Annotated in this window: 23 protein-coding genes and 1 pseudogene; 7 read left to right on the top strand and 17 right to left on the bottom strand. The window is 67.4% G+C overall.

Annotated elements, in window-relative coordinates; genetic code table 11:
• Positions 1–84: 84 nt before the first annotated feature.
• The 6 genes from ACFJGT_RS22025 to ACFJGT_RS22050 all read left to right on the top strand — a co-directional run bounded on the left by ACFJGT_RS22025 (position 85) and on the right by ACFJGT_RS22050 (position 6,219).
• Positions 85–1,074, top strand: coding sequence for a LysR family transcriptional regulator (locus tag ACFJGT_RS22025; protein ID WP_377842469.1), 990 nt, complete (start codon positions 85–87; stop codon positions 1,072–1,074).
• Between the two features lie 141 nt (positions 1,075–1,215).
• A complete protein-coding gene (locus tag ACFJGT_RS22030; protein ID WP_377842472.1) occupies positions 1,216–2,247 on the top strand; it encodes an ABC transporter ATP-binding protein in 1,032 nt (343 codons plus the stop codon).
• 14 nt (positions 2,248–2,261) lie between these two features.
• Positions 2,262–3,305: a PotD/PotF family extracellular solute-binding protein gene (locus ACFJGT_RS22035; RefSeq protein ID WP_377842476.1), complete on the top strand. Its 1,044-nt coding sequence runs from the start codon at positions 2,262–2,264 to the stop codon at positions 3,303–3,305.
• On the top strand, positions 3,302–4,987 hold the full coding sequence (locus ACFJGT_RS22040) for an ABC transporter permease subunit (protein WP_377842480.1): 1,686 nt from the start codon (positions 3,302–3,304) through the stop codon (positions 4,985–4,987). Before ACFJGT_RS22035 ends, ACFJGT_RS22040 begins: the two co-directional genes overlap by 4 nt.
• 10 nt (positions 4,988–4,997) lie before the next feature.
• Positions 4,998–5,798 carry a creatininase family protein gene (locus ACFJGT_RS22045; protein WP_377842483.1) on the top strand — a complete coding sequence of 267 codons (801 nt, stop codon included), beginning with the start codon at positions 4,998–5,000 and terminating at the stop codon, positions 5,796–5,798.
• A gap of 34 nt (positions 5,799–5,832) precedes the next feature.
• Positions 5,833–6,219, top strand: a complete 387-nt coding sequence (locus tag ACFJGT_RS22050; protein ID WP_377842487.1) for a RidA family protein — start codon at positions 5,833–5,835, stop codon at positions 6,217–6,219.
• Positions 6,220–6,244: 25 nt separating this feature from the next.
• Here the strand turns inward: ACFJGT_RS22050 and ACFJGT_RS22055 are convergent, their stop codons facing one another.
• The 17 genes from ACFJGT_RS22055 to ACFJGT_RS22135 all read right to left on the bottom strand — a co-directional run bounded on the left by ACFJGT_RS22055 (position 6,245) and on the right by ACFJGT_RS22135 (position 21,068).
• Entirely contained in the window at positions 6,245–6,976 is a 732-nt protein-coding gene (locus ACFJGT_RS22055; RefSeq protein ID WP_377842491.1) for an amino acid ABC transporter ATP-binding protein, read from the bottom strand.
• On the bottom strand, positions 6,957–7,610 hold the full coding sequence (locus tag ACFJGT_RS22060; protein WP_377842495.1) for an amino acid ABC transporter permease: 654 nt from the start codon (positions 7,608–7,610) through the stop codon (positions 6,957–6,959). Before ACFJGT_RS22060 ends, ACFJGT_RS22055 begins: the two co-directional genes overlap by 20 nt.
• Positions 7,610–8,269 (bottom strand): amino acid ABC transporter permease, encoded by a 660-nt coding sequence (locus ACFJGT_RS22065; protein WP_377849041.1) that lies wholly within the window; start codon positions 8,267–8,269, stop codon positions 7,610–7,612. The genes ACFJGT_RS22060 and ACFJGT_RS22065 overlap by 1 nt, the downstream gene beginning before the upstream one ends.
• Positions 8,270–8,409: 140 nt before the next feature.
• Positions 8,410–9,213: a transporter substrate-binding domain-containing protein gene (locus ACFJGT_RS22070; protein WP_377842498.1), complete on the bottom strand. Its 804-nt coding sequence runs from the start codon at positions 9,211–9,213 to the stop codon at positions 8,410–8,412.
• A gap of 88 nt (positions 9,214–9,301) precedes the next feature.
• Positions 9,302–10,279: a 2-hydroxyacid dehydrogenase gene (locus tag ACFJGT_RS22075; RefSeq protein WP_377842501.1), complete on the bottom strand. Its 978-nt coding sequence runs from the start codon at positions 10,277–10,279 to the stop codon at positions 9,302–9,304.
• A 19-nt stretch (positions 10,280–10,298) separates the two neighbouring features.
• Entirely contained in the window at positions 10,299–11,060 is a 762-nt protein-coding gene (locus ACFJGT_RS22080; RefSeq protein ID WP_377842503.1) for a GntR family transcriptional regulator, read from the bottom strand.
• Positions 11,061–11,257: 197 nt separating this feature from the next.
• Entirely contained in the window at positions 11,258–12,136 is an 879-nt protein-coding gene (locus ACFJGT_RS22085) for a TIGR01459 family HAD-type hydrolase (RefSeq protein ID WP_377842506.1), read from the bottom strand.
• Positions 12,137–12,140: 4 nt separating this feature from the next.
• Positions 12,141–12,971, bottom strand: a complete 831-nt coding sequence (gene phnE, locus ACFJGT_RS22090) for a phosphonate ABC transporter, permease protein PhnE (protein WP_377842509.1) — start codon at positions 12,969–12,971, stop codon at positions 12,141–12,143.
• The gene (gene phnE / locus ACFJGT_RS22095; protein ID WP_377842512.1) at positions 12,968–13,774 is read right to left on the bottom strand and encodes a phosphonate ABC transporter, permease protein PhnE; all 807 of its coding nucleotides are present in this window, start codon (positions 13,772–13,774) and stop codon (positions 12,968–12,970) included. The genes phnE (ACFJGT_RS22090) and phnE (ACFJGT_RS22095) overlap by 4 nt, the downstream gene beginning before the upstream one ends.
• Positions 13,771–14,589, bottom strand: coding sequence for a phosphonate ABC transporter ATP-binding protein (phnC, locus tag ACFJGT_RS22100; RefSeq protein WP_377849042.1), 819 nt, complete (start codon positions 14,587–14,589; stop codon positions 13,771–13,773). Before phnC ends, phnE (ACFJGT_RS22095) begins: the two co-directional genes overlap by 4 nt.
• A gap of 38 nt (positions 14,590–14,627) precedes the next feature.
• Positions 14,628–15,617, bottom strand: coding sequence for a phosphate/phosphite/phosphonate ABC transporter substrate-binding protein (gene phnD, locus ACFJGT_RS22105; protein WP_377842517.1), 990 nt, complete (start codon positions 15,615–15,617; stop codon positions 14,628–14,630).
• Positions 15,618–15,739: 122 nt separating this feature from the next.
• Positions 15,740–16,522: a DeoR/GlpR family DNA-binding transcription regulator gene (locus ACFJGT_RS22110; RefSeq protein WP_377842520.1), complete on the bottom strand. Its 783-nt coding sequence runs from the start codon at positions 16,520–16,522 to the stop codon at positions 15,740–15,742.
• 96 nt (positions 16,523–16,618) lie between these two features.
• Positions 16,619–17,398 carry a sulfite exporter TauE/SafE family protein gene (locus tag ACFJGT_RS22115; protein WP_377842523.1) on the bottom strand — a complete coding sequence of 260 codons (780 nt, stop codon included), beginning with the start codon at positions 17,396–17,398 and terminating at the stop codon, positions 16,619–16,621.
• Between the two features lie 141 nt (positions 17,399–17,539).
• Positions 17,540–18,229, bottom strand: a complete 690-nt coding sequence (locus ACFJGT_RS22120) for an ankyrin repeat domain-containing protein (RefSeq protein ID WP_377842525.1) — start codon at positions 18,227–18,229, stop codon at positions 17,540–17,542.
• 83 nt (positions 18,230–18,312) lie between these two features.
• The gene (locus ACFJGT_RS22125; protein ID WP_377842528.1) at positions 18,313–18,804 is read right to left on the bottom strand and encodes a heme-binding protein; all 492 of its coding nucleotides are present in this window, start codon (positions 18,802–18,804) and stop codon (positions 18,313–18,315) included.
• A gap of 123 nt (positions 18,805–18,927) precedes the next feature.
• Complete coding sequence (locus ACFJGT_RS22130) at positions 18,928–19,533, bottom strand: response regulator transcription factor (protein ID WP_377842531.1); 606 nt, start codon at positions 19,531–19,533, stop codon at positions 18,928–18,930.
• Positions 19,530–21,068, bottom strand: a complete 1,539-nt coding sequence (locus ACFJGT_RS22135) for a sensor histidine kinase (protein WP_377842534.1) — start codon at positions 21,066–21,068, stop codon at positions 19,530–19,532. Before ACFJGT_RS22135 ends, ACFJGT_RS22130 begins: the two co-directional genes overlap by 4 nt.
• Positions 21,069–21,272: 204 nt before the next feature.
• On the opposite strand from ACFJGT_RS22135, the pseudogene ACFJGT_RS22140 reads away from it, so the two are divergent.
• Positions 21,273–22,294 (top strand): annotated as a pseudogene (locus tag ACFJGT_RS22140) (amino acid ABC transporter substrate-binding protein).
• Positions 22,295–22,312 lie beyond the last annotated feature (18 nt).

Below are 22,312 nucleotides of genomic sequence, written 5' to 3' on the forward strand. Positions count from 1 at the left end.
AACCCCGGCGCCTGCGTGACTTCCGCAGGGCGGCCTCGGCACGTAGTTTCCGTCCGGGCTCCCCCGCCCGGAAGGAATGCCCCGATGTACCAGGGCCTTGATCCGAATATCGATGTCCGCCTGCTGCGCGCGACCTATCTCCTGCTGAAGGAGAAAAACGTGTCGCGGGTGGCGGCTCTGCTCGGCCACAGCCAGCCGGCAGTCAGCCTCAGCCTCAAGCGGGCGCGCGCCGTGTTCGGCGATCCGCTCCTCGTCCGCTCTGGCCAGCGCTGGGTCACGACCGAGCGCGGGCGCGAAATCCAGGCCTTGCTCGAAGCCGTGCTCGGGCAGCTCACCGAGGCCACGGAAGCCGGCCGGGATTTCGACCCTGCGACCGCGGAATTGCGCCTGCGCGTCGCCACCATGAACTGTTTCGGCGCCTTCCTGATCCCGGCTGTGGTGGCGAGCATCCGCGCGGAGGCGCCCGGCGTCTGCGTCGACTTCTTTGCCCCGACCGAGCGCACCGATCTTGCCGGCGAACTCGGCGATCGGACCGACCTCGTCATCGGCAGCTGGCTCGCTCCGCCCGGCAACCTGCGCTCCAGCACCCTGCTCCATTGCAGCATCGCCTGCGTGATGCGGAAGGACCATCCGCTCGCGCGCCTGTCCCGGATCGATCTCGGCGAATACATGAAATACGACCATGTCTCGCCGACGCCGATCGCCAATGCCGCCTATAGCCCGATAGACGCCCCGCTGGCGCAACTGGGCCTGCGCCGGCGCGTCGGCGTCACCGTGCCCGAATACGCCCAGATCCCGCAATTGCTGCGCCGGACCGATCTCGTCTTCAGCACCGCCAAGCCCTATGCCGACTACATCGCCGAGACGGCCGGCTTCGGCGAACTGACGGTCGTGCCGGCGCCACGCGAGTTCGGCGAGATGCAGCTCTACATGCAATGGCATGAGCGCGCCCATGCCAGCCGGCCCAATCAGTGGTTGCGCAACCTGATCCGGCAGGAGGCGAGGCGCTTCGACCACGCGCTGAACGACCTCTCTTACGAGGCGCCGCGCCGCGAGGCGGTGCCCGCAGCATAAGCCAGGCGATATACCGACCATAATCCGCCATAAGCTTCCTGTTGCGCCGGCTACGTCGCATAGTGCGGGCAATCTGAATATCCAGGCGGCCACGGACGGGACGGGGACCATGCCGAGCCAACTGCTGATCGAAGCGGGCCGATGACGAGCGACCCCGGCTATCTCACCTTGGAAGCCCTGAGCGCCAGCTATGGCGGGGCGCTCGCGGTCGACCGGCTCTCGCTCGCGATCGGCAAGGGGGAGCTTCTCTCCCTGCTCGGCCCTTCCGGCTGCGGCAAGTCGACGACACTGCGGATGATCGCGGGCTTCGTGCCGACGACGGGCGGGCGCGTGCTGCTGGCGGGCCGCGACATCACCCATCGCAAGCCCTATCAGCGCAATATCGGGGTGGTCTTCCAGTCCTACGCGCTCTTTCCTCACCTGACCGTGCTCGACAATATCGGCTTCGGCCTCCGCATGCGTCGCCTGCCGAAGCAGGTTTGGCGTGAGCGGGCACGGGCCGCCATGGAGACGGTCGGGCTCGGCAGCTTCGCCGAGCGCTATCCTTCCCAGCTCTCGGGCGGCCAGCAGCAGCGCGTCGCCCTCGCCCGCGCGCTCGTGGTCGAGCCGGAAGTGCTTCTGCTCGACGAGCCGCTCTCCAATCTTGATGCCAATCTGCGCGCCGATATGCGCAACGAGATCCGCTCGCTGCAGCAGCGCCTCGGCATCACCACGATCTTCGTCACCCATGACCAGCAGGAGGCGCTGGCCATGTCGGACCGCGTCGCCGTGATGGAGAAGGGCGTCATCCGCGAACTCGGCACGCCTCGCCAGCTCTGCGACGCCCCGACCTCGGAATTCTCCGCCACCTTCCTCGGTGCCCGCACGGTGATCGCGGGCAGCACGAAGGACGGCCTGTTCCATGCGCCGGGCCTGACCTGCGAGCTCGCGCCGAACGGCGTCGGGCGCCTCGTCCTGCGCGCCTCGCGCCTGCGCCTCTCCGACAAGCCGCAGGGACCCTTGCGCGTCTCCGGCACGATCGCGTCGGTCGCCTATCTCGGTGAGAGCTTCGAGGTCGATCTCGCCAGCGAGGCCGGCACGATCCGCCTGATCCTGCCTTCCGATATGCCGCCCCCGCCCGTTGGTGCCCCCGGCAGCGTCGTCGCGCTGCCCGGCGGCGCCACCTTCATCTGACAGGAGTGCCAGCCGTGACGCCTTCCCGCAGGACCTTCAACAAGCTGGTGCTCGGCGCCGGCCTCACTGCCCCCGTGCATTTCATCACGCCGGTGCGCGCCCAGCCGAAGAAGGGCGACGAGCTCGTCGTCGGCATCTGGGGCGGCGCGCAGGAGCGCATCGTGCGCGAGCATGTCGAGAAGCCGCTCGTCGAGAAATACGGCTGCAAGGTCAGCTATGTCCTCGGCAACACGCTGGAGCGCCGCGCCCGCGCCTATGCCGAGCGCGGCCGGCCGAGCTTCGACGTCATCTATCTCAACATCTACGAGAGCCGCGAGGCGCTGCAGGCCAAGGTCACGCAGGCGCCGAGCAAGGCCGTGCCGCAATACGAGCATCTCTACGAGCCCGCCAGGATCGGCGGCTATGGCGTCGCCTTCAACCCCTGCACCATCGTCTATGACGGCCGCAAGGCGAAGAAGCCGGTCACCTCCTGGAAGGATATCTGGAACGACGAGTGGAAGGGCCGGGTGAGCTGGCCCGAAGGCCTCGGCACCGAGGGCATCGCCGCGCTGATGATGACGGCGCGGACCTTCGGCGGAACCGAGAAGGATTTCGACATGGTGATCCAGAAGGTGAAGCAGCTGAAGCCCTTCGCCGCGATCCATTCGAGCCAGGTCCAGCTCTACGACATGTTCGACCAGGGCATCTGCGACATCGGCGTCGAGTTCGCCTCCTTCACCCGCAAATACGCCGAGACCAAGAACCCCAACATCGTCATCGCCGACCCGGTCGAGGGCCAGGCCATCTCGATGAATGTCGGCTGCATCACCGAGGGCACCCGCAACCAGGTCCTGGCCGAGGAGTGGATCAACCTCCATCTCTCCGAGCCCTGCATGCTCGCCTTCGCCCGCGAGATCTACTACTCGCCGACCGTGCGCAACATCACCATTCCCGCCGATCTCAAGGGCAAGGTGCTGGCCGGCGACGACATCGCCAAGATGGTCGATTTCGACTGGGCCTATATCAACGCCAACCGTGCGGCCTGGCAGCGCAAGATCGACCGCGAGATCGCCGGATGACCGGCTGGAAAGGACCGGCGCTCTCCGCGCCGGTCACGCTCTGGTTGCTGCTCGCCTTCGCCGCCCCGCTGGCGGTGGTGGTCCTGCTCTCGCTCCAGGCGGGCGGCGACCCGTTCGCGTCGCTGATCCAGCCGCTGTCGCTCGCTCAGTTCGCCGAGATCGCCGGCGACGGCTTCTATTTCAAGGTCCTCAACGAAACCATCCTGATCGGCCTCGCCACCACGGCGATCTCGGCCGTGCTCGGCTACCCGCTGGCCTATTGGCTGGCCCGGATGCCGGTGCAGTGGCGCGCGCTCGCCTTCGCCGTGATCCTCATTCCCCTCCTGACCAATGTGGTCGTGCGCTCGCTCGGCGTGATGCTGCTGCTCTCGCCGGAGGGATTGATCAACAGCGCGCTCAGGCTCGTCGGCCTGCCGACCGCCAACCGCATGCTGTTCACCCATGGCGCGGTCGTCGTCGGGCTGGCGCAGGTCTTCATGCCCTTCATGGTGATCGCGCTCTACGACACCATGCAGAGCACCTCGCCGCGCGTCCATGAAGCCGCCGAAAGCCTCGGCGCCGGCCCGGCCGTGCGCTTCCTCACGGTCGACCTGCCGCTCTCCCTGCCCGGCCTGCGCTCGGGCACCGTCATCGTCTTCCTGATGTCGACCACGGCCTATGTCTCGGCGACGCTGCTCGGCGGCAAGAAGGTCATGACCATCGGCATGCTGGTGATGCAGGAGGCGGTCGCCAATCTCAACGCCCCGCTCGCCTCGGCGCTAGCGATCGTCGTGACCCTGGCCGGACTGATCTTCGCCGGGCTCTGCACCTGGGGGCTGAACCGGGCGATGCCCTGGCGCGCCGACAGGCCGGGCGAGCCCGTCTCCCTGCCCGGCTGGTTCGTCGCGCTCGCCGAAACGCTGGGGCCCGCCCTGTCGCGCCTGCTGCTGGCGGCGAGCATCGGCCTGCTGCTGCTGCCGCTCGGCCTCGTCGTCATCCAGAGCGTCAACGACGTACCCCTGGCGACGGCCGCCGGCTTCCGCGGCTTCACCTGGAAATGGTACGAGCAGGTCCTGTTCGGCGGCTCCTATACCGCCTCCTTCCTGGTCTCGCTGCAGCTTGCCGTGGTCTCGGTGCTGGTCGCGCTGGCGCTGGCGACGCCGGCCGCCTTCGCCCTCGCCCGCTATCCCTTCGCGGGGCGCGGGGCGCTGCTCGCCTTCTGGCTCCTGCCGCTCTCCCTGCCGCAGATCGTCATCGGCGTCGGCATGCTCAAGCTGCTGCAGGTCTATGTCGCGATTCCCGCCTTCCTCGGCCTCGTCGGCATCCATGTCGTCATCGTCCTGCCCTTCGTCATCGCCCTGCTCACCACCTCGGTGCAGGCGCTCGACCGGACGCAGGAGGAGGCGGCGGATAGCCTCGGCGCCGGCCCGGTCCGCCGTTTCCTGCTGGTCACGCTGCCGGCGCTGGCGCCTGGCCTGTTCGCGGCCGGCGTCATCGGCTTCCTGATGAGCTTCGGCGAGGTTACCGTGACAAGCTTCTTGACCACGGCGCGCATGACCACGCTGCCGGTCCGGATCTATTCGGAAGCGACCACGCTCGAACCCACCGCCCATGCCATCTCGGCCCTGCTGATCGTCGCGACCGTCGTGACGCTCTGGCTGGTCGGGCGCGTGGTGCGGCTCGACAAGCTCTATGCCCGCTGAGGAGAGAACCGTGAAACGCTACTGGTCCGACTATACCAGCGAGGCCTTCTCGCGGCTCGACCACGGCAAGCTGATCGCCGTCCTGCCGGTCGGCGCCACCGAGCAGCACGGCCCGCATCTGCCGCTCTCGGTCGATGCCGCGGTGGTCGGCGGCGTCGTCGAGCGCCTCGCCCGCAAGCTGCCGGAGGAAAGCCCCGTGCTGTTCCTGCCGCGCCAGTCGATCGGCAAGAGCAACGAGCATGCCCGCTATCCGGGCACGCTGACCCATTCGGCCGCGACGCTGATCGCGATGTGGTGCGAGATCGGCGCCTGCGTCGCCGCGTCCGGCGTGCGCAAGATGGTGCTGCTCAACAGCCATGGCGGCAATATCAGCACGATGGACATCGTCGCGCGCGAATTGCGCGTCCGGCACAACATGCTGGTCTTCAGCGTCAGCTGGTTCGGCCTCGGCATGCCCGAGGGGCTCTATTCCGACCACGAGATGCGCCACGGCATCCATGCCGGCGACATGGAAACCTCGGTCATGCTGGCGCTGGACGCACCCAATGTCGTGATGGAGAAGGCTCAGGATTTCCGCCCGGCCACCACGGATTGGGACGGCCAGTTCCGCCATATCGCGCTTGGCGGCGGCGCCAAGCCGGGTTGGCAGGCGCAGGATCTCCACGCCGCCGGCGCCTGCGGCGATGCCACGCTCGCGACCGCGGCGAAAGGCGAGGCGACGCTGGATTATGCCGTCGACCGGCTCGCCGAACTCCTCGCCGAGATCGAGCGCTTCCCGCTCGCCTCGCTCAGTACCCGGCCTGCATGGTAACAACCCGCCCGATACGCTTCCGGATCACCAGCTCATGACACAGCCGCTTGCGCCCGCTTCGCTCTATCCGCCCTTCGGCCAGTATTCCCACGGCGTGAAAGCCGCGGCGGAGGGCGTTCTCGTCACCTCCGGCCAACTCGGCGTGGCACCGGACGGCAGCGTCCCCGAGGACGCCGGCGAGCAGGCCCGCATCTGCTTCGAGAGCATCGCCGCGATCCTGCGCGAGGGCGGCCTGTCGATGGCGAATGTGGTGCGTCTCAACGCCTTCGTCACCGACCGCCAGCATATGCCGGCCTATATGAAAGCGCGCGACGAGGCGTTGGCCGATTGCCCGGTCAAGCCGGCCTCGACGCTGGTGATCGTCTCCGGCTTCAGCCGGCCGGAATTCCTGGTCGAAGTCGAGGCGACGGCCGTCTACTGAGCCGGCCCGACCTCCTGCCGTGCGCTCAGTGAGCGCCGGCCTTGACGAAATTGGCGAGCTCCGGCGTCTGCGGATTGGCGAAGAGCTCCTTCGACGGCCCGCTCTCCCAGATCAGCCCCTGGTGCATGAAGATGGTCCTGTCCGCGACGGTCCGCGCGAAATTCATCTCGTGCGTCACCAGCAGCATGGTCATGCCGCCCTTGGCGAGCTTCTCCATGACTAGCAGAACCTCGCCGGTCAGCTCCGGGTCGAGCGCCGAGGTCACCTCGTCGAACAGCATCACCTTGGGCTGCATCGCCAGCGAACGGGCGATCGCGACGCGCTGCTGCTGGCCACCGGAGAGGTTGTCGGGATAGCTGTCGAACTTCTCGGAAAGCCCGACCTGCGCCAGCACGTCCTTGGCCAGCGCCATAGCCTGCGCCTGCGGCACGTTCTTGGTGATGCGCGGCGAGAGCATGATGTTCTGCCCCACGGTGAGATGCGGGAACAGGTTGTAGCTCTGGAAGACGATGCCGACATCCTTGCGCAATTCGCGCAGCTTCGTCGGGTCCTGCGTCAGCATGTGGCCGGCGACCTCGATCGTCCCGGCATGGAAGGTCTCGAGCCCGTTGATGCAGCGCAGCAGGGTCGACTTGCCCGAGCCCGAGCGGCCGATGATCGCGACGACCTGTCCGGCATCGACGCTGAGCGAGACGCCTTTCAGCACCTCCAGCGAACCGAAGCGCTTGTGGATGCCTTCAATGAGAACGGCTGGCATTCATCACCTTTTCGAGATGGCGGCTGAGCCGGGAGAGCGGGAAGCAGATCGCGAAATAGATCGCCCCGACGAGGGTGAAGATCTGGAAGGCCTGGTAGGTCGCGTTGTTGACCAGCATGCCGGCGCGCATCAGGTCGACGAAGCCGACGACCTGCACGATCGAGGTGTTCTTCACGAGCTGGACCAGGAAGCCGACCGTCGGCGGCAGCGAGATGCGCACCGCCTGCGGCAGGATGACATGGCGGTAGGTCTGCGCCGTCGTATGCGCCAGCGAGGCCGAGGCCTCCCATTGCTGGCGCGGCACGGATTCGATCGAGCCGCGCCAGATCTCGGCGAGATAGGCCGAGACGTAGATCGACAGCGAGGCCGAGGCCGCGAGGAAGGGCGGCAGTTCGATGCCGAGAGCCGAGAGCCCGTAATAGCTCATGAACAGCACCATCAGCACCGGGATCGACTGGATCACCAGGATGTAGCCCGATGCGAAGCGGCGCAGCCAGCGCAGCCGCGACAGGCGCATGATCGCGAAGGCGCCGCCGATGATGCTGCCGATGAAGAAGGCGATCGCCGTCAGCGCCAGCGTCCAGCCGGCGGAGCGCAGGATGAAGAGGGCCTCGGGCCAACCGAAGGTCTGCATCAGGCGGCCTCCCCATGCGCTTCGGTGAGACGGGCGAGGCCCGACACCTGCGGGAAGAGCCTCCGGCCGAGCCAGTTCAGGAAGAGTTTGAAGGAGAGCGCCAGCACCAGATAGAGCACGGTGACGACGATATAGGTCTCGAACGAGCGGAACGTGTCCTGCTCGATGATCGCCGCCGTGCCGGACAGTTCCTGCACCGAGACGAAGGAGCAGATGCTGGAGGCCAGCATCATCAGCACGAACTGGCTCGACAGCGCCGGCCAGACCCGGGCGAAGGCCGGCTGCAGCACGACATGCTTCAGCACCTGCCACTTGGTCATGGCGAGCGCGAGCCCGGCCTCGATCTGCGATTTATGAATGGAGTCGACGCCGGCGCGGATGATCTCGGTCGCATAGGCGGCAAGGTTGAGCGTCATCGCCAGCACCGAGGCTTCGAGCCCGTTCAGCCGGATGCCGAGCTGCGGCAGCCCGAAGAAGATCATGAAGAGCTGCACCAGGAACGGCGTGTTGCGCATCAGCTCGACATAGGCGTCGACGATATAGCCGGCCCAGCTCCCGGCGAGGCTGCGCAGCGCGGTCATCGCCGTCGCCAGCACGAGGCCGAGCCCGATCGCGACGAAGGACAGCGCGATCGTGAGCCAGACCCCATTGAGGATCATCGGCCATTTGGAAAAGACGTCTTGGAAGAGCAACGGCGCGCTCCTTCGTCCGGAAAGGTCGACGAGGGGTCGCCGGCGCGTTCAAATGGCGCGCCGGGACATCAGCGGATCCGATCGGAAAACCCGATCGGAACGTCCGATCAGAAGGTCGGAAGCGGTGGCAGCGAGCTGCCGACCCACTTCTGGGCGATCGCGTCGAGCTCGCCGTTCTGCTTGACGTAGTAGATGAAGTTGTTGAGCCACTGGCGCAATTCATAGGCGTCCTTGCGCATGGTCATCGAATTCGGCTGCACGCCGAAGACGAACTTGAGCTCGGTCTCGGTCTCGCCGCGCGCCTTCATGGCCGCATTGGCCTGGGCGTCCGGGCCGGCGATCGCCTCGACCTGGCCGGAGAACAGAGCCTGCATGGTGGTGGCGTCGTCCTCGAAGCGCAGGATGGTGAGGTTCAGCTCCTTCTCGCGGCTGGTGAACTCGCGCTCGACGCTGGAACCGCGGTTGACGCCGACTTTCTTGCCCTTCAGGTCCGCCCAGGTTTTGATGGCGACGCCCTTCTTGGCGTAGATGCCGGTCTGGAAGGCGCTGTAGGGGATCGAGAACATCACCGCCTTGGCACGCTCGGGCGTGGGCGCCAGCGTGGCGACGAGGAAGTCGACCTTGTTGGCTTCCAGCGCCGGGATGCGGGCCGGCGGCGTCAACTGCACCATCTCGACCTTCACGCCGAGATATTTGCCGATCAGCGCGATGACGTCGGCGTCATAGCCGATCGCGTTGCCCTGGGAATCGACCGAACCGTAAGGCGGCGCGCCGATCAGCACGCCGATCTTCACCGAGCCGCGCTTGATGATGTCGGTGACCGTCTGGGCCGAGGCCTGGCCGGCGGCGAGCATGCCGGCGCCGAGCGCGAGAGCCATGCCGGCAATCTTGAGATGCTTGAGCAGTTTCACCTGGTGTCTCCTCTGCTGCGGCAGTGCCGCTTGTCATGGCCCGGCTTCTTGTGGCCGGTTCGGGAAGAACGTCGTTCCTGTCGTCGTGTCAGGCGCTCGCGCGCACGACATTGACGAGCGGCTCGCCGCCGAAGCGGCGCTTGATGTTGTCGGCAATGACCCCCTGCCGGCGGCTGATCGTGCCGCTCGTCCATCCGGACATGTGCGGCGTCATTAAAACGTTTGAAAGCTCGTGGAAAGGCAGATTTGCGGGCAAGGGATTGCTGTCCCCAGCGCTGGGGTAGCGATACCAGGTGTCGATGACGGCCCCGCCGATCCGGCCGGCTTTCAGCGCATCATACAGCGCCTGCTCGTCGATGGTCGGGCCGCGCCCGACATTGATCACGACCGCGCCCGGCCGCATCGCCGCGAAGGCGTCCGCGCCGACGATACCCTTGGTCTCCGCGGTGAACGGTACGGAGACGACGACGACATCGACCGAGCCGCAGAATTCCGCGAGCTGGTCGAGCGTGAAGGCGCGGTCGACCAGCGGCGAAGCCGGCACGGCGCTGCGATTGGCGACATGGACCTTCATCTCGAAGGCCTTGGCCCGCGCCGTGATCGCCTTGCCGATATGGCCGAAGCCGAGAAGGCCGATGGTCTGGCCGGCGATCTCGCCATGGACGCGCTCGGGCGCTCCGGCCCAATAGGCCCAGTCGCCCTGGCGCAGGCGCCGATCGGCATCGGCGAGCGGAACGTTGCGGGCCAGCAGCGCCGCCATCACATATTCCGCGATCGCCTGCTCATGGCCGAAGCAGTTGCAGACGGCAGCGGACGCCGGCAACGCGCCGAGGTCGACCATGTCGTAGCCGGCGCCCGGCACATGGAACAGCTTGAGCCCGGCGGGCTGGGGCAGGCTGGCATCGAACTTCACGCCGACGATGACCTCGGCCTCGGCATAGGCTTTCTGGTCGGCCCCTCCTTCGAGATGATCGGGCAGGAGCCGGATTTCGGCCTCGTCGCCGACCAGCCCGGCGAAGCCGTGGCTGAAGGAGGCGGCGTTCTCGCCATGGAAGACAATGCGCATGGTCCGGTAATCCCTTCCGTCAGGTCTTCAGCAGCGGCTCGACCCTGCAATCCAGCAGGGATGGGTCGATCGCCGCTTCCAGTTCGTCGAACATGGCGTCCACGAAACCGATCAGCGCATCCGAGGCGGCGACGGCCTCGTCCGCCCGGCGCGCCGCGATGGCGTTCAGCACCGCGATATGATGGTCGATCGAAACCGCGAGGCCGACCCGCTGCGGCATCGCGCTGTGATAGATGAAGCCGATGCGCCGGAAGATCGTGTGCAGCGGGCGCAGCGTGTGCTGGAGGAAGGGCTCGGCCGCAGCCGCCAGCACGGTCTCGTCGATCCGGCGGTCGAGCGTGTTGAAATCGGCCAGGCTCAGACTGTCGCGGCGCTCACGCAGCAGGCGCTCGATATGCAGGATCTGGTTGCGATGGGAGGGCCCGGCCCTCTCGGCCGCCAGCCCGATGACGAAGCGCTCGAGATCACGGCGCAGCTGCAGCAGCACGCGCTCCCGTGCCAGATCGATCGGCGCGACCTGGAGGCCATGCCGCGGGCGGACGACGATCAGCGTATCCGCCGCCAGACGGTTGACGGCATGGTGGACCGGCGTGCGACCGTAGCCGGTCATGTCCTGGAGGTCCTGCAGCGAAAGGAAGCGCCCCGGCGGCAATTCGCAGGTGATCAGCAGCGCCTCGATGCGCTCATAGGCGAGTTCGAACAGGTTGACGCGATTGCGCCGCTTCGGCGCAGATGCCTCGTCCGTCTCGACCTCGCGGGGCTGGGCCGCGTTGCGCGCCATTCCCGGTTTCCTCCACAAGGACGCTCTTGATCGGCGCCCGTTGGGTGGAAGCGTAGACATGTTGTGAAATTTTACAAGAGGATGATTTCTCCGATCGCCATTCAACAACCTGCGATGCGGACGCCGTGGAACAAGCGGGTGCGCCACGCCTTCTCAGGCGGGACGGCGACGAACGGGTCGACATTGGCCCGCCCGGATCAGCCCCAGGCGAACCAGGACAGACCGTAGCGCGGTTGCAAGCCTTCCCGCGCGAACAGCCGCCGGCAGCTTTCGGGATCGACCTTGCCGTCTGCCGTCCAGTCGAGATCGCCGCGATGAATACCGCCCGCGATGAAGGCGACGTCGATTCCGGCCCCCGCCGCGCCCGCAACGTCATGCTCCAGCGAATCCCCGATGGCGAGCAGGCGCTCGGCCGGGCGGTCCAGATAGCGCAGGCAGCTCCGGTAGATCCGCGGATGCGGCTTGCCGTGGTAATGCACCGTCCCGCCCATCTCCTCGTAGATCAGCGCGGCCAACCCCGGCGCCTCGTGCAGCGTGCCGTCGGCATGGACGCGGTAGCGGTCGGGATTGCCGCAGACCATCGGCAGGCCGTACTGCAAGGCCTGCTCCAGTACCGGCTTCCAGCCCGCGACCGACTGGCTGTCGGGGTCCATGCTCATCACGAACAGGAAATCGGCGGCCTCCGGCGTCTCCACCAGCGTCAGCCCGAGCCCGGCAGCCAGACGATCCTCGCCCGGCCGCGCCAGCAGCAGGCAGCGCGCGCCGAGATCGCGATAGGCCGGCTCGGCGCGTTCCAGCAGCGCCTCTCGCGCATCGTCACCCGCCGACGCCACCCGGTCATAGAGATGGCGGGGAAAGCCCATGCCGGCGAGCACGGCCTCGTTGTCGCGCCCGCTCCGCCCCGAATTGGAGAGGATGATCACGGCCTTGCCGGCCGCCCGCAGGCGTTCGAGGCAGGCGACAGCGTCGGGATAGGGCCGCGTGCCGTCATGCAGCACGCCCCATTGGTCGAGCAGGAAGCCGTCATAGCGGTCGACGAGGGCGGACAGGCCGCCGGGAAAGGCGGTCTCGGCCAACGGTTCAGACAATGCGGGAGCGGACATAAGCCGAGAGCGCCTCGCTGATGATGACGATGCCGAGGATGGCGATCAGGATCACGATCGCCTGCGACCAGGCGAACTGGTTGATCGAAGCGTAGAGCAGGAGCCCGATGCCGCCGGCGCCGACGAAGCCGAGCACGCTCGATTCCCGCACATTGATGTCCCAGCGATAGATCGAGGTGCCGATCAGCACGGGCAGGATCTGCGGGAGGATCGCGACGCCATAGACCTGCAAGGTGCTGGCCCCGGTCGATTCCACCGCTTCGATCTGGCCGGCATCGACCTCCTCGATCGCTTCGGCGACGAGCTTGGCGATGAAGCCGATCGAGCGCGCCGCGACCGCGCAGATGCCGGCGACCGGCCCCGGCCCGAAGATCGCGACGAAGAGGAGGCCCCAGATCACCGTGTTGATCGAGCGCGACATGACCAGCATGGCCCGGCCGATCAGCCAGGTCGCCTGGTTGTAGGTGGTGTTGCGGGCGGCGAGGAAGGCGACCGGCAGGGCGAAGACGATGGCGATCATCGTGCCCAAGGTCGCGATATGCAGCGTCTCGATCAGCGGCTGGACGATGCGCGGCAGATAGGTCCAGCGCGGCGGCCACATCCGCGAGATCAGGTCGGCCGCCTGCTCATGGGCATCGGCGAAGAAGGCCCATTCGATATCGAGCGCCGAGACCGACCAGGCGGCGGCGATGGCGATGCCACCGAGCCAGATCCACTGCACGATGCGCTCGCGCAGCGAATAGCGTTCCCACTGGTCGGGATAGCGGCGCAATGGAGCGCGGTCCTGCGGGAGCTGATGCACCGTCATCTCAGCCTCCGCCGGGCCCAGTCGCTGAACCATTCGCCGAAGGCGACCATCGCCGCGATCGTCAGCAGGATCGCGCTGGCGAAGTCGAAATCGTAGCGCGAGAACGAGGCCGAGAGCGTCTGGCCGATGCCGCCGGCGCCGACGATGCCGATCACGGTCGAGTGCCGGAGATTGGAATCGAGCCGGTAGATCAGCACGCCCAGCGTCTTGACGAGAACCTGCGGCACCACCGCGTAGAAGAAGGTCTGGCCGAAGCTCGCGCCGGTCGCACGGATCGCCTCGACCGGGCCGGGCTTCATGTTCTCGATGTCCTCGGCCAGCATCTTGCCGAGGAAGATCGCCGAGGAGAAGGCGAGCGTCAGCAAGCCCGCCACCGGCCCGAACCCGAAAAGCTTGACGAAGAAGATCGCGATGATCACCTCGTGGAAGGTCCGGCCCGTCACGATGAAGCCGCGCGCCAGCAGATAGAGCGGCTTTGGCGAGAGATTGGCCGAAGCAGCGATGCCGATCGGAATCGACAGGACCGCACCGATGATCGTCGCGGCGATGGCGATCTGGACGCTCTCGACCATGCCAGTGAGCAGAAGTTCCCAGCGGCTGAAATCGGGCGGCATCATCCGAGCCAGGATATTCCAGGCGCGCGGCAGGCCCGCCAGCATCCGGGCTGTGTCGACATTGAGCGTCGAGAGCGACCAGACCAGATAGGCGCAGACCAGCGCCCAGAAGGCGAGCCGCCGGCCGGGGCTGCCGAAGATGCTCGGCGCGCGCCAGCGGCTGGGATAGGAAGCGGCAGCCGTCGTCATGACAACGCGCCGACCTGTGCTGTGGCGATTGCCGGCGCGGCGGGGGCCTCGTCGTCCTCGTCCTGCGGGGTCGACCAATCCTCCTCGCCATAGATCCGGGTCAGCGCCGCATCGGTCAGGGCGGAGGCCTCGGCGTCGAAGACGATCAGCCCGTCCTTCATGCCGATGATGCGGTCGGCATGGGCACGGGCGAGCGCGACGTCGTGGATATTGATGATCGCCGGGGTCTGGCGCTCGGCGACAAGCTCGCGCACGAGCCGCATGATCTGGCGCGAGGTCTTGGGATCGAGGCTCGCGGTCGGCTCGTCCAGCAGCAGCAGGTCCGGCCGCTGCATCAGGGCGCGTGCGATGCCGACGCGCTGGCGCTGGCCGCCGGAGAGCGCATCCGCCCGCTGGTTGTGATAGCCGTCGAGCCCGACGCGATCGAGCAGCGCGAAGGCGGCCTGGATATCCTCGGGCGGGAAGCGGTAGCGCAGCGAGGCGAAGAGGCCGGTATAGCCGAGCCGCCCCGAAAGCACGTTCTGCATGACGCTGAGCCGCTCGACCAGGTTATATTCCTGGAAGATCATGCCGATCCGGCGCCGGGCCGCGCGCAGGCCCTTGCGGTCGAGCGCGACGATATCTTCGCCATTGAGCCTGACGCTGCCGGCGGTCGGCTCGACCAGCCGGTTGATGCAGCGGATGAAGGTGCTCTTGCCGGCGCCGGACGACCCGATCACCGCCACGAGCTGCGGCCGATCGATGACGACATCGACCCCGCCCAGCGCCTTCTTGCCGGTCGGATAGACCTTGGCCAGCCCCGCGACGGCCAGCAGCGGAGCGCCGCCGGCCGCAGCCCCAGAAACAGCCGACATCAATCGCCCTTCAGCTTCGAGAGGCCGTCCTGGGTATAGGTGATGCCGCTATCCCTCTGGATCAGGATGATGTCGCCCCAAGCATCCTTGTAGCTCAGCTCCTTGAAGCCCTTGGTGTCCTTGAACTCCTTGGCGAGGCCGGAATTCAGGAAGTCGAAACTCAGGAAGGCCTGCTTGATCTTGGCCTGCAGCTCGGGCTTGAGGTCATGCGCGAGGCCGAAGGCCGTGCGCGGGAACGGGCTCGATTCATAGACGATGCGGATATCGTCGCGCTTGAACATGCCGCGATCCGCCATGCGCTCGACCACGCTGGAGGCGACCGGCGCGGCGTCGTAGTCCTTGTTGACCACGCCCATGATCGAGTTGTCGTGCTTGCCGGAATAAAGCACCTCGTAGTCCTTGCCGGGCACGATGCCCTTCTCCTTGAACAGGATGCGCGGCGCGGTATCGCCGGAGTTCGAGGACGGCGCGACATGGGCGACGCGCTTGCCCTTGAGATCGGCGATGGTCTTGATCGGCGAGTCCTTCGGCACGATCAATTGCAGCGTATAGCCGATCGAATCGTCCTTCTTGGCCATCGCGACGATCGGCACGAAGCCGGCGAGATTGACCGCGAAGGGCGTGGGGCCACTGGCGACGCCGGCGATATGGAGGCGGCCCGAGCGCATCGCCTCGACCTGCGCGGCATAGGATTCCGCGCCGAACCATTTGATCTTCTTGCCGGTCGCCTTGCTGAGATGGGCGAGGAAATCGGCGAAGACGTTCTCGTAGACCGACGGATCCTCCACCGGCGTGTAGGAGAAGATCAGCGTGTCCGGGTCCTTCTGCTTCGCCGCATCGGTCGGCGTATCGGCGAGCAGGTCGCGATTGGCGTCGCAATAGCGGGCATCGAGCGTCCCGCGATTGGCGCAATCCTGCGCCTGGGCGGGGCCGGCGAGCCCGATCCCGAAAGCAAGCAGGCAAAGGGACGCGATCTTGGCGCGCAGCATGGCAACCTCCCTGGAAGCGGCGGCGCCCTGACGGCGCTCGTGTAAGATTTCTTCCATCCTGATCAAAAGCGATCACCGACGCAAGGGTGCCGGCTAAAGATTTGGCAGGAGGAAAAGTCGCTTCAGGCCACGAGCCAGCGCGTAGCGCTGCGCTCCCAGCTTGCGCGCAGGCGCAGGGTCGGCTCGGCATCGACGACGACGAGGCTCAGCGCCTCGGGCGGCGCGATCCGGGCCGTGCCGGTCTGCTCGAACTTGGTATGGTCAGCCAGCGCCAGGCTCTGCCGGGCGCGGCCCATTGCGGCTTGCCGGACCGCGATCTTCTCAAGGTCGAAATCCATCGGCGCGCCGTCATCGTCGAAGCCGCCGAGGCCGATGATGGCGTAATCGAAGCGGAAGCCCATGATGCTCGCGATCGCGGCCTGCCCGACGAGCGAGCCATTGGCGCCGCGCGTCGTGCCGCCGGTCACCACCACGTCGAAGACGCCATGGCTGCAGAAGATCTGGGCGACCGAGACGCTCGCCGTCACCACCCTGAGGCCGGGCTTGTTGATCAGCGCCCGGGCCGCCGCCTCGACCGTGGTGCCGACATCGAGGAAGACCGAGGCACCGGGCGGCACGATGCGCGCCACCGCAGCGCCGATCCGCTCCTTGCCGCGCGGCGAGACCGTCAGCTTCTGGGCATAAGCCGAGCGGATGCCGCCGGAGGCGAGCCCGGCCCCGCCATGGAAGCGCTGCAGGAAATTGCCGGCCTGCAGGCGGATGATCTCCCGGCGCACCGTCTGCGCCGAGACTCCGAAGCGCTCGGCCAATGTCTCGATCGTGGTGAAGCCGAGATCCTGCACGAGGTCGAGGATCTGCCGCTGGCGCGGGGTCAGGGTCTCGGTATCGGGAGCGGAAGGGCCCATCGCATGTCCGTGCCAGACGTGCCGGGCGCGGGAAGGCCGCCCGGCCACGCGCGTATGATAGCCGCCTGGCCCGAAATGCAAGCGGCCGGGACCGCCCTAGCTGCCGCTCCCCCAAAGCGCATGGACGGACTGCGCGATGGCGAAGCCGCTGACCGCGAGCAGGATCACGATCGCGACGATGCGATAATGGCGCTGCAAGGCGGAGCGGAACAGCCGCGTCCCGATCATCTGCCCGACGAAGAGCGCGGGGATGGTCACTGCCGCCAGCACAGCCGTGGAAGCGCCCAAAAGCCCGGACGCGCCCGCGAAGCCGATCGCGACCGTGTCCGACAACAGGAAATACAGGATGATCGAAGCACGCCCGACATGCATCGCCGTCTGGGCGTTGAGGTAGAACAGCACGACGGGCGGGCCGCTCATCGCGGCAGCGCCGTTGAGCAGGCCGGAGACGATGCCGACGCCGAAGGTTGCGGGCGCGCCCGGCTCGCGGCTTGCCTTCAGCCCGGCAGCGAGCGCGCAGGTCGTCGCGAGCACCACGAGCGCGATGATCAGGCGCATCACGTCGGCCGGCAGGGCGGCGAGGCCATAGAGCCCGATCGGCGTCGCCAGCAGGGCGCCGCCGACAAGCAGCATCACCGAGCGCAGATGCGCCGAGCGCCACAGGCCCGGCAGCAATTGCAGGCTGCCGGCCACTTCGAGCAGCAGCACCATCGGCACCGCGGTGACGGGATCGGCAATCAGCGCGAGCAGCGGCACGGCCACCAGCGCGAAGCCGAAGCCGGTATAGCCCCGCATGATCGCCGTCAGGAAGACAACGAGGATGCAGGCCGAAACCTGTCCCGTGCTGAACGGCTCCAGCAAGCCGGCGATCGTCATGGAGCCCCCTCGCATTGGCCATCGCCCTATGGGTGCGGCCGAGCCCTCTGCCTAGAGCGATTCCGGCAAAACTGCGTGGCGGTTTTGCGTAAAGTCGAAGCAGCGGACGGCGGCTTCCGCGCGCAGGCGCGGGGCATGGCCTCAGCGAGGAGCACCTGCCTCCAGCAACGCGACAATGGCGGCATATCCGCGCGCACGGGCATGCCGCAGCGGCGTGACGCGCTGGTTGTCCGCGAGATCGCGGTTGGCACCGGCCGCAACCAGCGCCCGCACGGTCTCGACATGGCGCTTGCCGCCATCGCCGAGGATCACGGCCTCGATCAAGGCGGTCCAGCCGAGATTGTTGACATGGTCGAGCGGCGCCCCCGCCTTGATCAGTTCGCGGACGATGCCGTCATGGCCGAGATGCGCGGCGGCGATCAGCGCCGTCCCGTCATAGCGGCTGGTGGTGAGCTTGGCCGAGGCGCCGGAAGCCAGCAAGGCCCTCAGCGCCGGAACATCGTCGGTAACGGAGACGATGGTGACCGCGTCATAGCGCTGGTTGTCGAACAGCCCGGGGTCCGCACCGGCGCCGATCAGCGCGCGGATCGCCTCGACCTGGCCGCGGAAGGCGGCGACATGCAGCGGCGCACGGCCGTTGCCGTCGCGCTGATCGAGCCCCTCGCCTGCTCCCGCGAGCTTGCGGATCGCCGCGACATCGCCCGAAGCCGCCGCGGCATGCAGGCCGCGATAGGCGGCGAGTTCGGCCGCATCGGGCGGCGTCTGCGCGACGGCTCGTCCGGTCAGGCTGGCCGCGATCAGGGCTACGGCAATCAGCAACATCCTCGCCATCGCGGCGCTCCCTTATGCGAATATGCAACGAAACAGGCGGCCGCTTCCGCAGCCGCCTGCCTTGTTTCATCCGTGGCCCGGGCTCAGCGGAGCTTGGCCTTCACCTTCTCGATGCCGGCATTGGCGCACTCCTCGTCGATCAGGCCGTTCGGAGCACCACCGACGCCGACGGCACCGATCACCTCGTCGCCAACCTTGACCGGCACGCCGCCGCCGAGCAGCAGGAAGCCCTCGATCGCGGCCACGTTGCGCTGGGCCGGGTTCTTCTCGACGCCTTCGGCCATCGCTGCGGTGGCATTGCGGGCCGAGGCCGAGGTGAAGGCCTTGTCGCGGCTGGCCGCGACGGTGTGCGGGCCAGCCCGGTCGGCACGAAGCACGGCGCGGGTGACGCCGGCACGGTCGACGACCGTCGCGGTGACGTTGAAGTTCTTGGCCGTGCAGGCCTCGACGGTCGCCTGGGCGATTTCCTGGGCGATGGCGAGCGGCATGTTGCGCTCCTGCAGGACCTGGGCGCCGGCAGCGGCCGGAACGAGCGCGAGCACAACGGCAGCGGCGGCGAAACGGATCTGGGTCATGATCTCTCCGGGAAATGCGAGGGCGAGCCGTAAGCTCGATGACCGCAAATTAGCCGGTCCCGTCGGACGTTTTGATCGGTGCGGTGCCGGAGCCTTCTCGGTAGTTCTACGGAGAGCCGCGCCCTATCCCTCCAGCGCGAAGCGGACCATCTCCGCGACGGACCCTGCCCCGAGCTTCTCGGCGATGTTGGCGCGGTGTGTCTCCACGGTCCGCGGCGAGACATCGAGCGCCCGCGCGATCTCCTTTGTCGACAACCCCTCGGCGACGAGATCGAGAATCTCGCGCTCGCGCTGGGTCAGCTTCGCCTTGAGCGCGTCGCGCCCGGCACGCACCGCCTCGGCCTGGTTGCGCTGATCGAGCGCGGCGAAAGCCGCCTCGACTGCCTCCAACAGCACCTGCTCGTCGATCGGCTTGGTCAGGAAATCGACCGCGCCGGCCTTGAAGGCGCGTCGGCAGGCGGCGACATCGCCATGGCCGGTGATCATCACCGTGGGCATGCCGCCGGCCTCATTGGCCATGCGCTCCAACAATTGCAGACCGGAGGTGCCGGGCATACGGATATCGGCGACGAGGCAGCCGTCCCGTCGCGGATCGGGTCGGTCGAGAAAGGGTTGCACGCCGGCAAAGGGCCGCGGCGCGAAGCCCATCGTACGCAGGAGCAGCACGAGCGCATCGCGCACATCGAAATCGTCGTCGATCAGGTAGACGATCCGTGGCGCGGGCTTCATTCCGCCGCCATCCCGAGCTCGCTCGCCAGCGCCGGAAAGCGCACGCTGAAGACCGCGCCGCGCTCGGACCCGTTGCGCGCGGCGATCCGCCCGCCGGCCGCCTCGACCAGGCGCTCGCAAAGCGGCAGGCCGAGCCCCATGCCGCTGCTCTTGGTGGTGAAGAACGGCTCGAACAGGCGGGCCATGTCCGCCTCGGCGATGCCCGGCCCGTCATCCGCCACCGTGATCTCCGCCTCGCCGTCGACGAGCCGCGTGGCCAGCACGATCTCGCGCCGCCCGGCCGGCATGGCCTCGACGGCCTCGGCCGCATTGCGGACGAGATTATGCACGACCTGCTCGATCGAGACGCGGTCGAGCAGCGCCTGCAGCCCTGGCTCGCTCAGGTCCAACCGCAACGCGACCTCCCGCTCCTGCAGGTCGCGCTGGATGAGCTCGACCACATTGCGGACGATCCGGTTGAGGCTCTGCGGCTGCCGCTGCGGCTCGCGCCGCGTCACATAGGCCCGCAGCCGTTCGAGAATCTCGCCGGCCCGGCGCGCGTGCCGGACATTGGCCTCGAGCACGCCGGTGAGCTCGCCGGGTGCCGCCTCCCCCGACCGGGCCAGCCGCAAGCCCGCCTGGCTCTGGCTCAGGATCGCGGTCAGGGGCTGGGTGATCTCATGGGCGATGCCGGAAGCCATCTCGCCGACCGTGTTGACCCGCATCGCATGGGCAAGCCGCGCGTCATGCTCGTGCAGGCGCACCGCCTCGCGCGCGCGCCGGCCGGCGCGCCGCTCGCGCAGCACCGCCAGCAGCAGGAACAGGCCAAGACCCGCAGCGATCGGCCAGCCGAAAAGCAGCCCCGGCGGCAACAGCTCGGCCAAGGCCGGCCGCCGCGCCAGCTCCAGCACCAACGGCTGCGACCGGCTCCCCAGTGCCTTCGCGAAGGAAAGTTCCGGGATCGGCGTGCCTTGCACGAGCGGCCAGTCATGCTGGACGATCGCAGTCCCCGAAGCGTCGCTCAGTTTCAGCGCGGCATCCCCGGGCAAGCCGCCCTCCGGCTCGGTCAGGAGCTTGGCATCGATGACCAGTACCAGCGCCCGCGGCCCATGGCCGACATCCGGCACGCGCTTCACCAGCGCATAGAACGGGCTCCCCGAGCGGCTCGCGAGTGTGACGGCCTGGCCCGGCGCCAGCGCGGTCACCCGCGCCGACAAGGTCGCCGGATCGAAATCGGCGAGACTGGGCGGCATGCCGCCGGTCGAGACGGTCTCGATCAACTCCACGGCGGCGATGCGCGGATAGAAGCGCTGCATCGCCTCGACCACCGCCCGGAAGCTCGCCGATTCCGCGTTCGAGCTGGCGAGCACCGCGGCGAGGCTGGTGAGATGTGCGTCATGCTGCTCGACGCGCTGCGAGACGACACGGTGCAGCGTCGTTCCCTCGCGCTGGAGCGCATCGCCCGCGCGCACGAACTCGACGACCGCGCCGAGCCCCAGCCCGGCCAGTGCCAGCGGAACCCACAGCAGCAGGAAAGGGGCGAGGCGCGGTGTCAAGGATTTCATCCGGTTTCGAACCAAGCCTACAGCGAAGGGGGCAAGCCGTCACTGCCGGACGAAGCTCACGTGCTGTGACGCGAGGATCGAAAATCCTGCGCGGCGGACGCCTGCAACGCTCTTGCGGACGCCATCACGCCCCAATAGGCTCGCTTTCGACGCGCCGATGACAGGCACGCACAAGGGGAAACGCCTATGTCCAAGATGTTCAGTAAACTGGTCGCATTCGGTCTCGCCGCTGCGGCCTTTTCCCTCTACGCCGCGCCGGCCTCGGCGCAGGCGACGCTCGAAGCCGTCAGGAAGCGCGGCAAGGTGCTCTGCGGCGTCTCCCCGACGGCCCCGGGCTTCTCCTACGCCGACGACAAGGGCGTCCGCCAGGGCTTCGACGCCGATGTCTGCCGCGCCGTCTCCTCCGCCGTCTTCGGCGTGCCGGACAAGGTCGATTTCGTTCCGCTGAACACCAATGTCCGCTTCCAGGGCCTGCAATCGGGCGAGGTCGACCTGCTCTCGCGCCAGACCACGATGACCTTCTCGCGCGACACCTCGCTCGGCCTCGATTTCGCGCCGGTCGTCTTCTATGACGGCCAGGGCCTGATGGTCTCGAGCAAGCTCGGCGTGAAGAGCGCGGCCGAACTCTCCCAGTCGGCGGTCTGCATCCTGCCGGGCACGACGACGCTGCAGAACCTCGAAGACTATTTCAAACCGCGCAACATCAAGTACGAGGCGGTCGTCTTCGAGAATCCCGACGAATGGCGCAATGCCTTCTTCTCCGGCCGCTGCGACGTCATCACCACCGACCGCTCGGACCTCGCCTCGGTGCGCGCCATCGCCAACGACCCGAAGCAATACGTGATCCTGCCGAGACGATCTCGAAGGAGCCGCTCGCTCCCGTCGTCCGCCAGAACGACAGCAACTGGCGCGACATCGTCTCCTGGACGGTCAACGCCCTGATCGCGGCCGAGGAATCCGGCATCACCAAGGGCAATATCGACGAACAGCTGAAGAGCAAGGACCCCGAGGTCCAGCGCCTGCTCGGCGTCAACGGCGACCTCGGCAAGATGCTGAACATCGACAACAAATGGGCCTATAACGCCATCAAGCAGCTCGGCAATTACGGCGAGCTCTTCGAGCGCCATCTCGGCGAGAAGACCCCGCTCGGCCTCAGCCGCGGCCCCAACCAGCTCTGGAACAAGGGTGGCCTGATCTACTCCCCGCCCTTCCGGTGAACTCTGCCTGACGTGCGT

Source organism: Allobosea sp. UC22_33 (assembly GCF_042700715.1).
Taxonomy (GTDB): domain Bacteria; phylum Pseudomonadota; class Alphaproteobacteria; order Rhizobiales; family Beijerinckiaceae; genus Allobosea.

Excerpts from the sequence above, each read along its gene's own strand:
- ACFJGT_RS22025 (WP_377842469.1), top strand. The coding sequence starts at position 85 with ATGTACCAGGGCCTTGATCCGAATATCGATGTCCGCCTGCTGCGCGCG.
- ACFJGT_RS22030 (WP_377842472.1), top strand. The coding sequence starts at position 1,216 with ATGACGAGCGACCCCGGCTATCTCACCTTGGAAGCCCTGAGCGCCAGC.
- ACFJGT_RS22040 (WP_377842480.1), top strand. The coding sequence starts at position 3,302 with ATGACCGGCTGGAAAGGACCGGCGCTCTCCGCGCCGGTCACGCTCTGG.
- ACFJGT_RS22050 (WP_377842487.1), top strand. The coding sequence starts at position 5,833 with ATGACACAGCCGCTTGCGCCCGCTTCGCTCTATCCGCCCTTCGGCCAG.
- ACFJGT_RS22055 (WP_377842491.1), bottom strand. The coding sequence starts at position 6,976 with ATGCCAGCCGTTCTCATTGAAGGCATCCACAAGCGCTTCGGTTCGCTG.
- ACFJGT_RS22060 (WP_377842495.1), bottom strand. The coding sequence starts at position 7,610 with ATGCAGACCTTCGGTTGGCCCGAGGCCCTCTTCATCCTGCGCTCCGCC.
- ACFJGT_RS22065 (WP_377849041.1), bottom strand. The coding sequence starts at position 8,269 with ATGATCCTCAATGGGGTCTGGCTCACGATCGCGCTGTCCTTCGTCGCG.
- ACFJGT_RS22075 (WP_377842501.1), bottom strand. The coding sequence starts at position 10,279 with ATGCGCATTGTCTTCCATGGCGAGAACGCCGCCTCCTTCAGCCACGGC.
- ACFJGT_RS22080 (WP_377842503.1), bottom strand. The coding sequence starts at position 11,060 with ATGGCGCGCAACGCGGCCCAGCCCCGCGAGGTCGAGACGGACGAGGCA.
- phnE (WP_377842509.1), bottom strand. The coding sequence starts at position 12,971 with ATGACGGTGCATCAGCTCCCGCAGGACCGCGCTCCATTGCGCCGCTAT.
- phnE (WP_377842512.1), bottom strand. The coding sequence starts at position 13,774 with ATGACGACGGCTGCCGCTTCCTATCCCAGCCGCTGGCGCGCGCCGAGC.
- phnD (WP_377842517.1), bottom strand. The coding sequence starts at position 15,617 with ATGCTGCGCGCCAAGATCGCGTCCCTTTGCCTGCTTGCTTTCGGGATC.
- ACFJGT_RS22110 (WP_377842520.1), bottom strand. The coding sequence starts at position 16,522 with ATGGGCCCTTCCGCTCCCGATACCGAGACCCTGACCCCGCGCCAGCGG.
- ACFJGT_RS22115 (WP_377842523.1), bottom strand. The coding sequence starts at position 17,398 with ATGACGATCGCCGGCTTGCTGGAGCCGTTCAGCACGGGACAGGTTTCG.
- ACFJGT_RS22120 (WP_377842525.1), bottom strand. The coding sequence starts at position 18,229 with ATGGCGAGGATGTTGCTGATTGCCGTAGCCCTGATCGCGGCCAGCCTG.
- ACFJGT_RS22125 (WP_377842528.1), bottom strand. The coding sequence starts at position 18,804 with ATGACCCAGATCCGTTTCGCCGCCGCTGCCGTTGTGCTCGCGCTCGTT.
- ACFJGT_RS22130 (WP_377842531.1), bottom strand. The coding sequence starts at position 19,533 with ATGAAGCCCGCGCCACGGATCGTCTACCTGATCGACGACGATTTCGAT.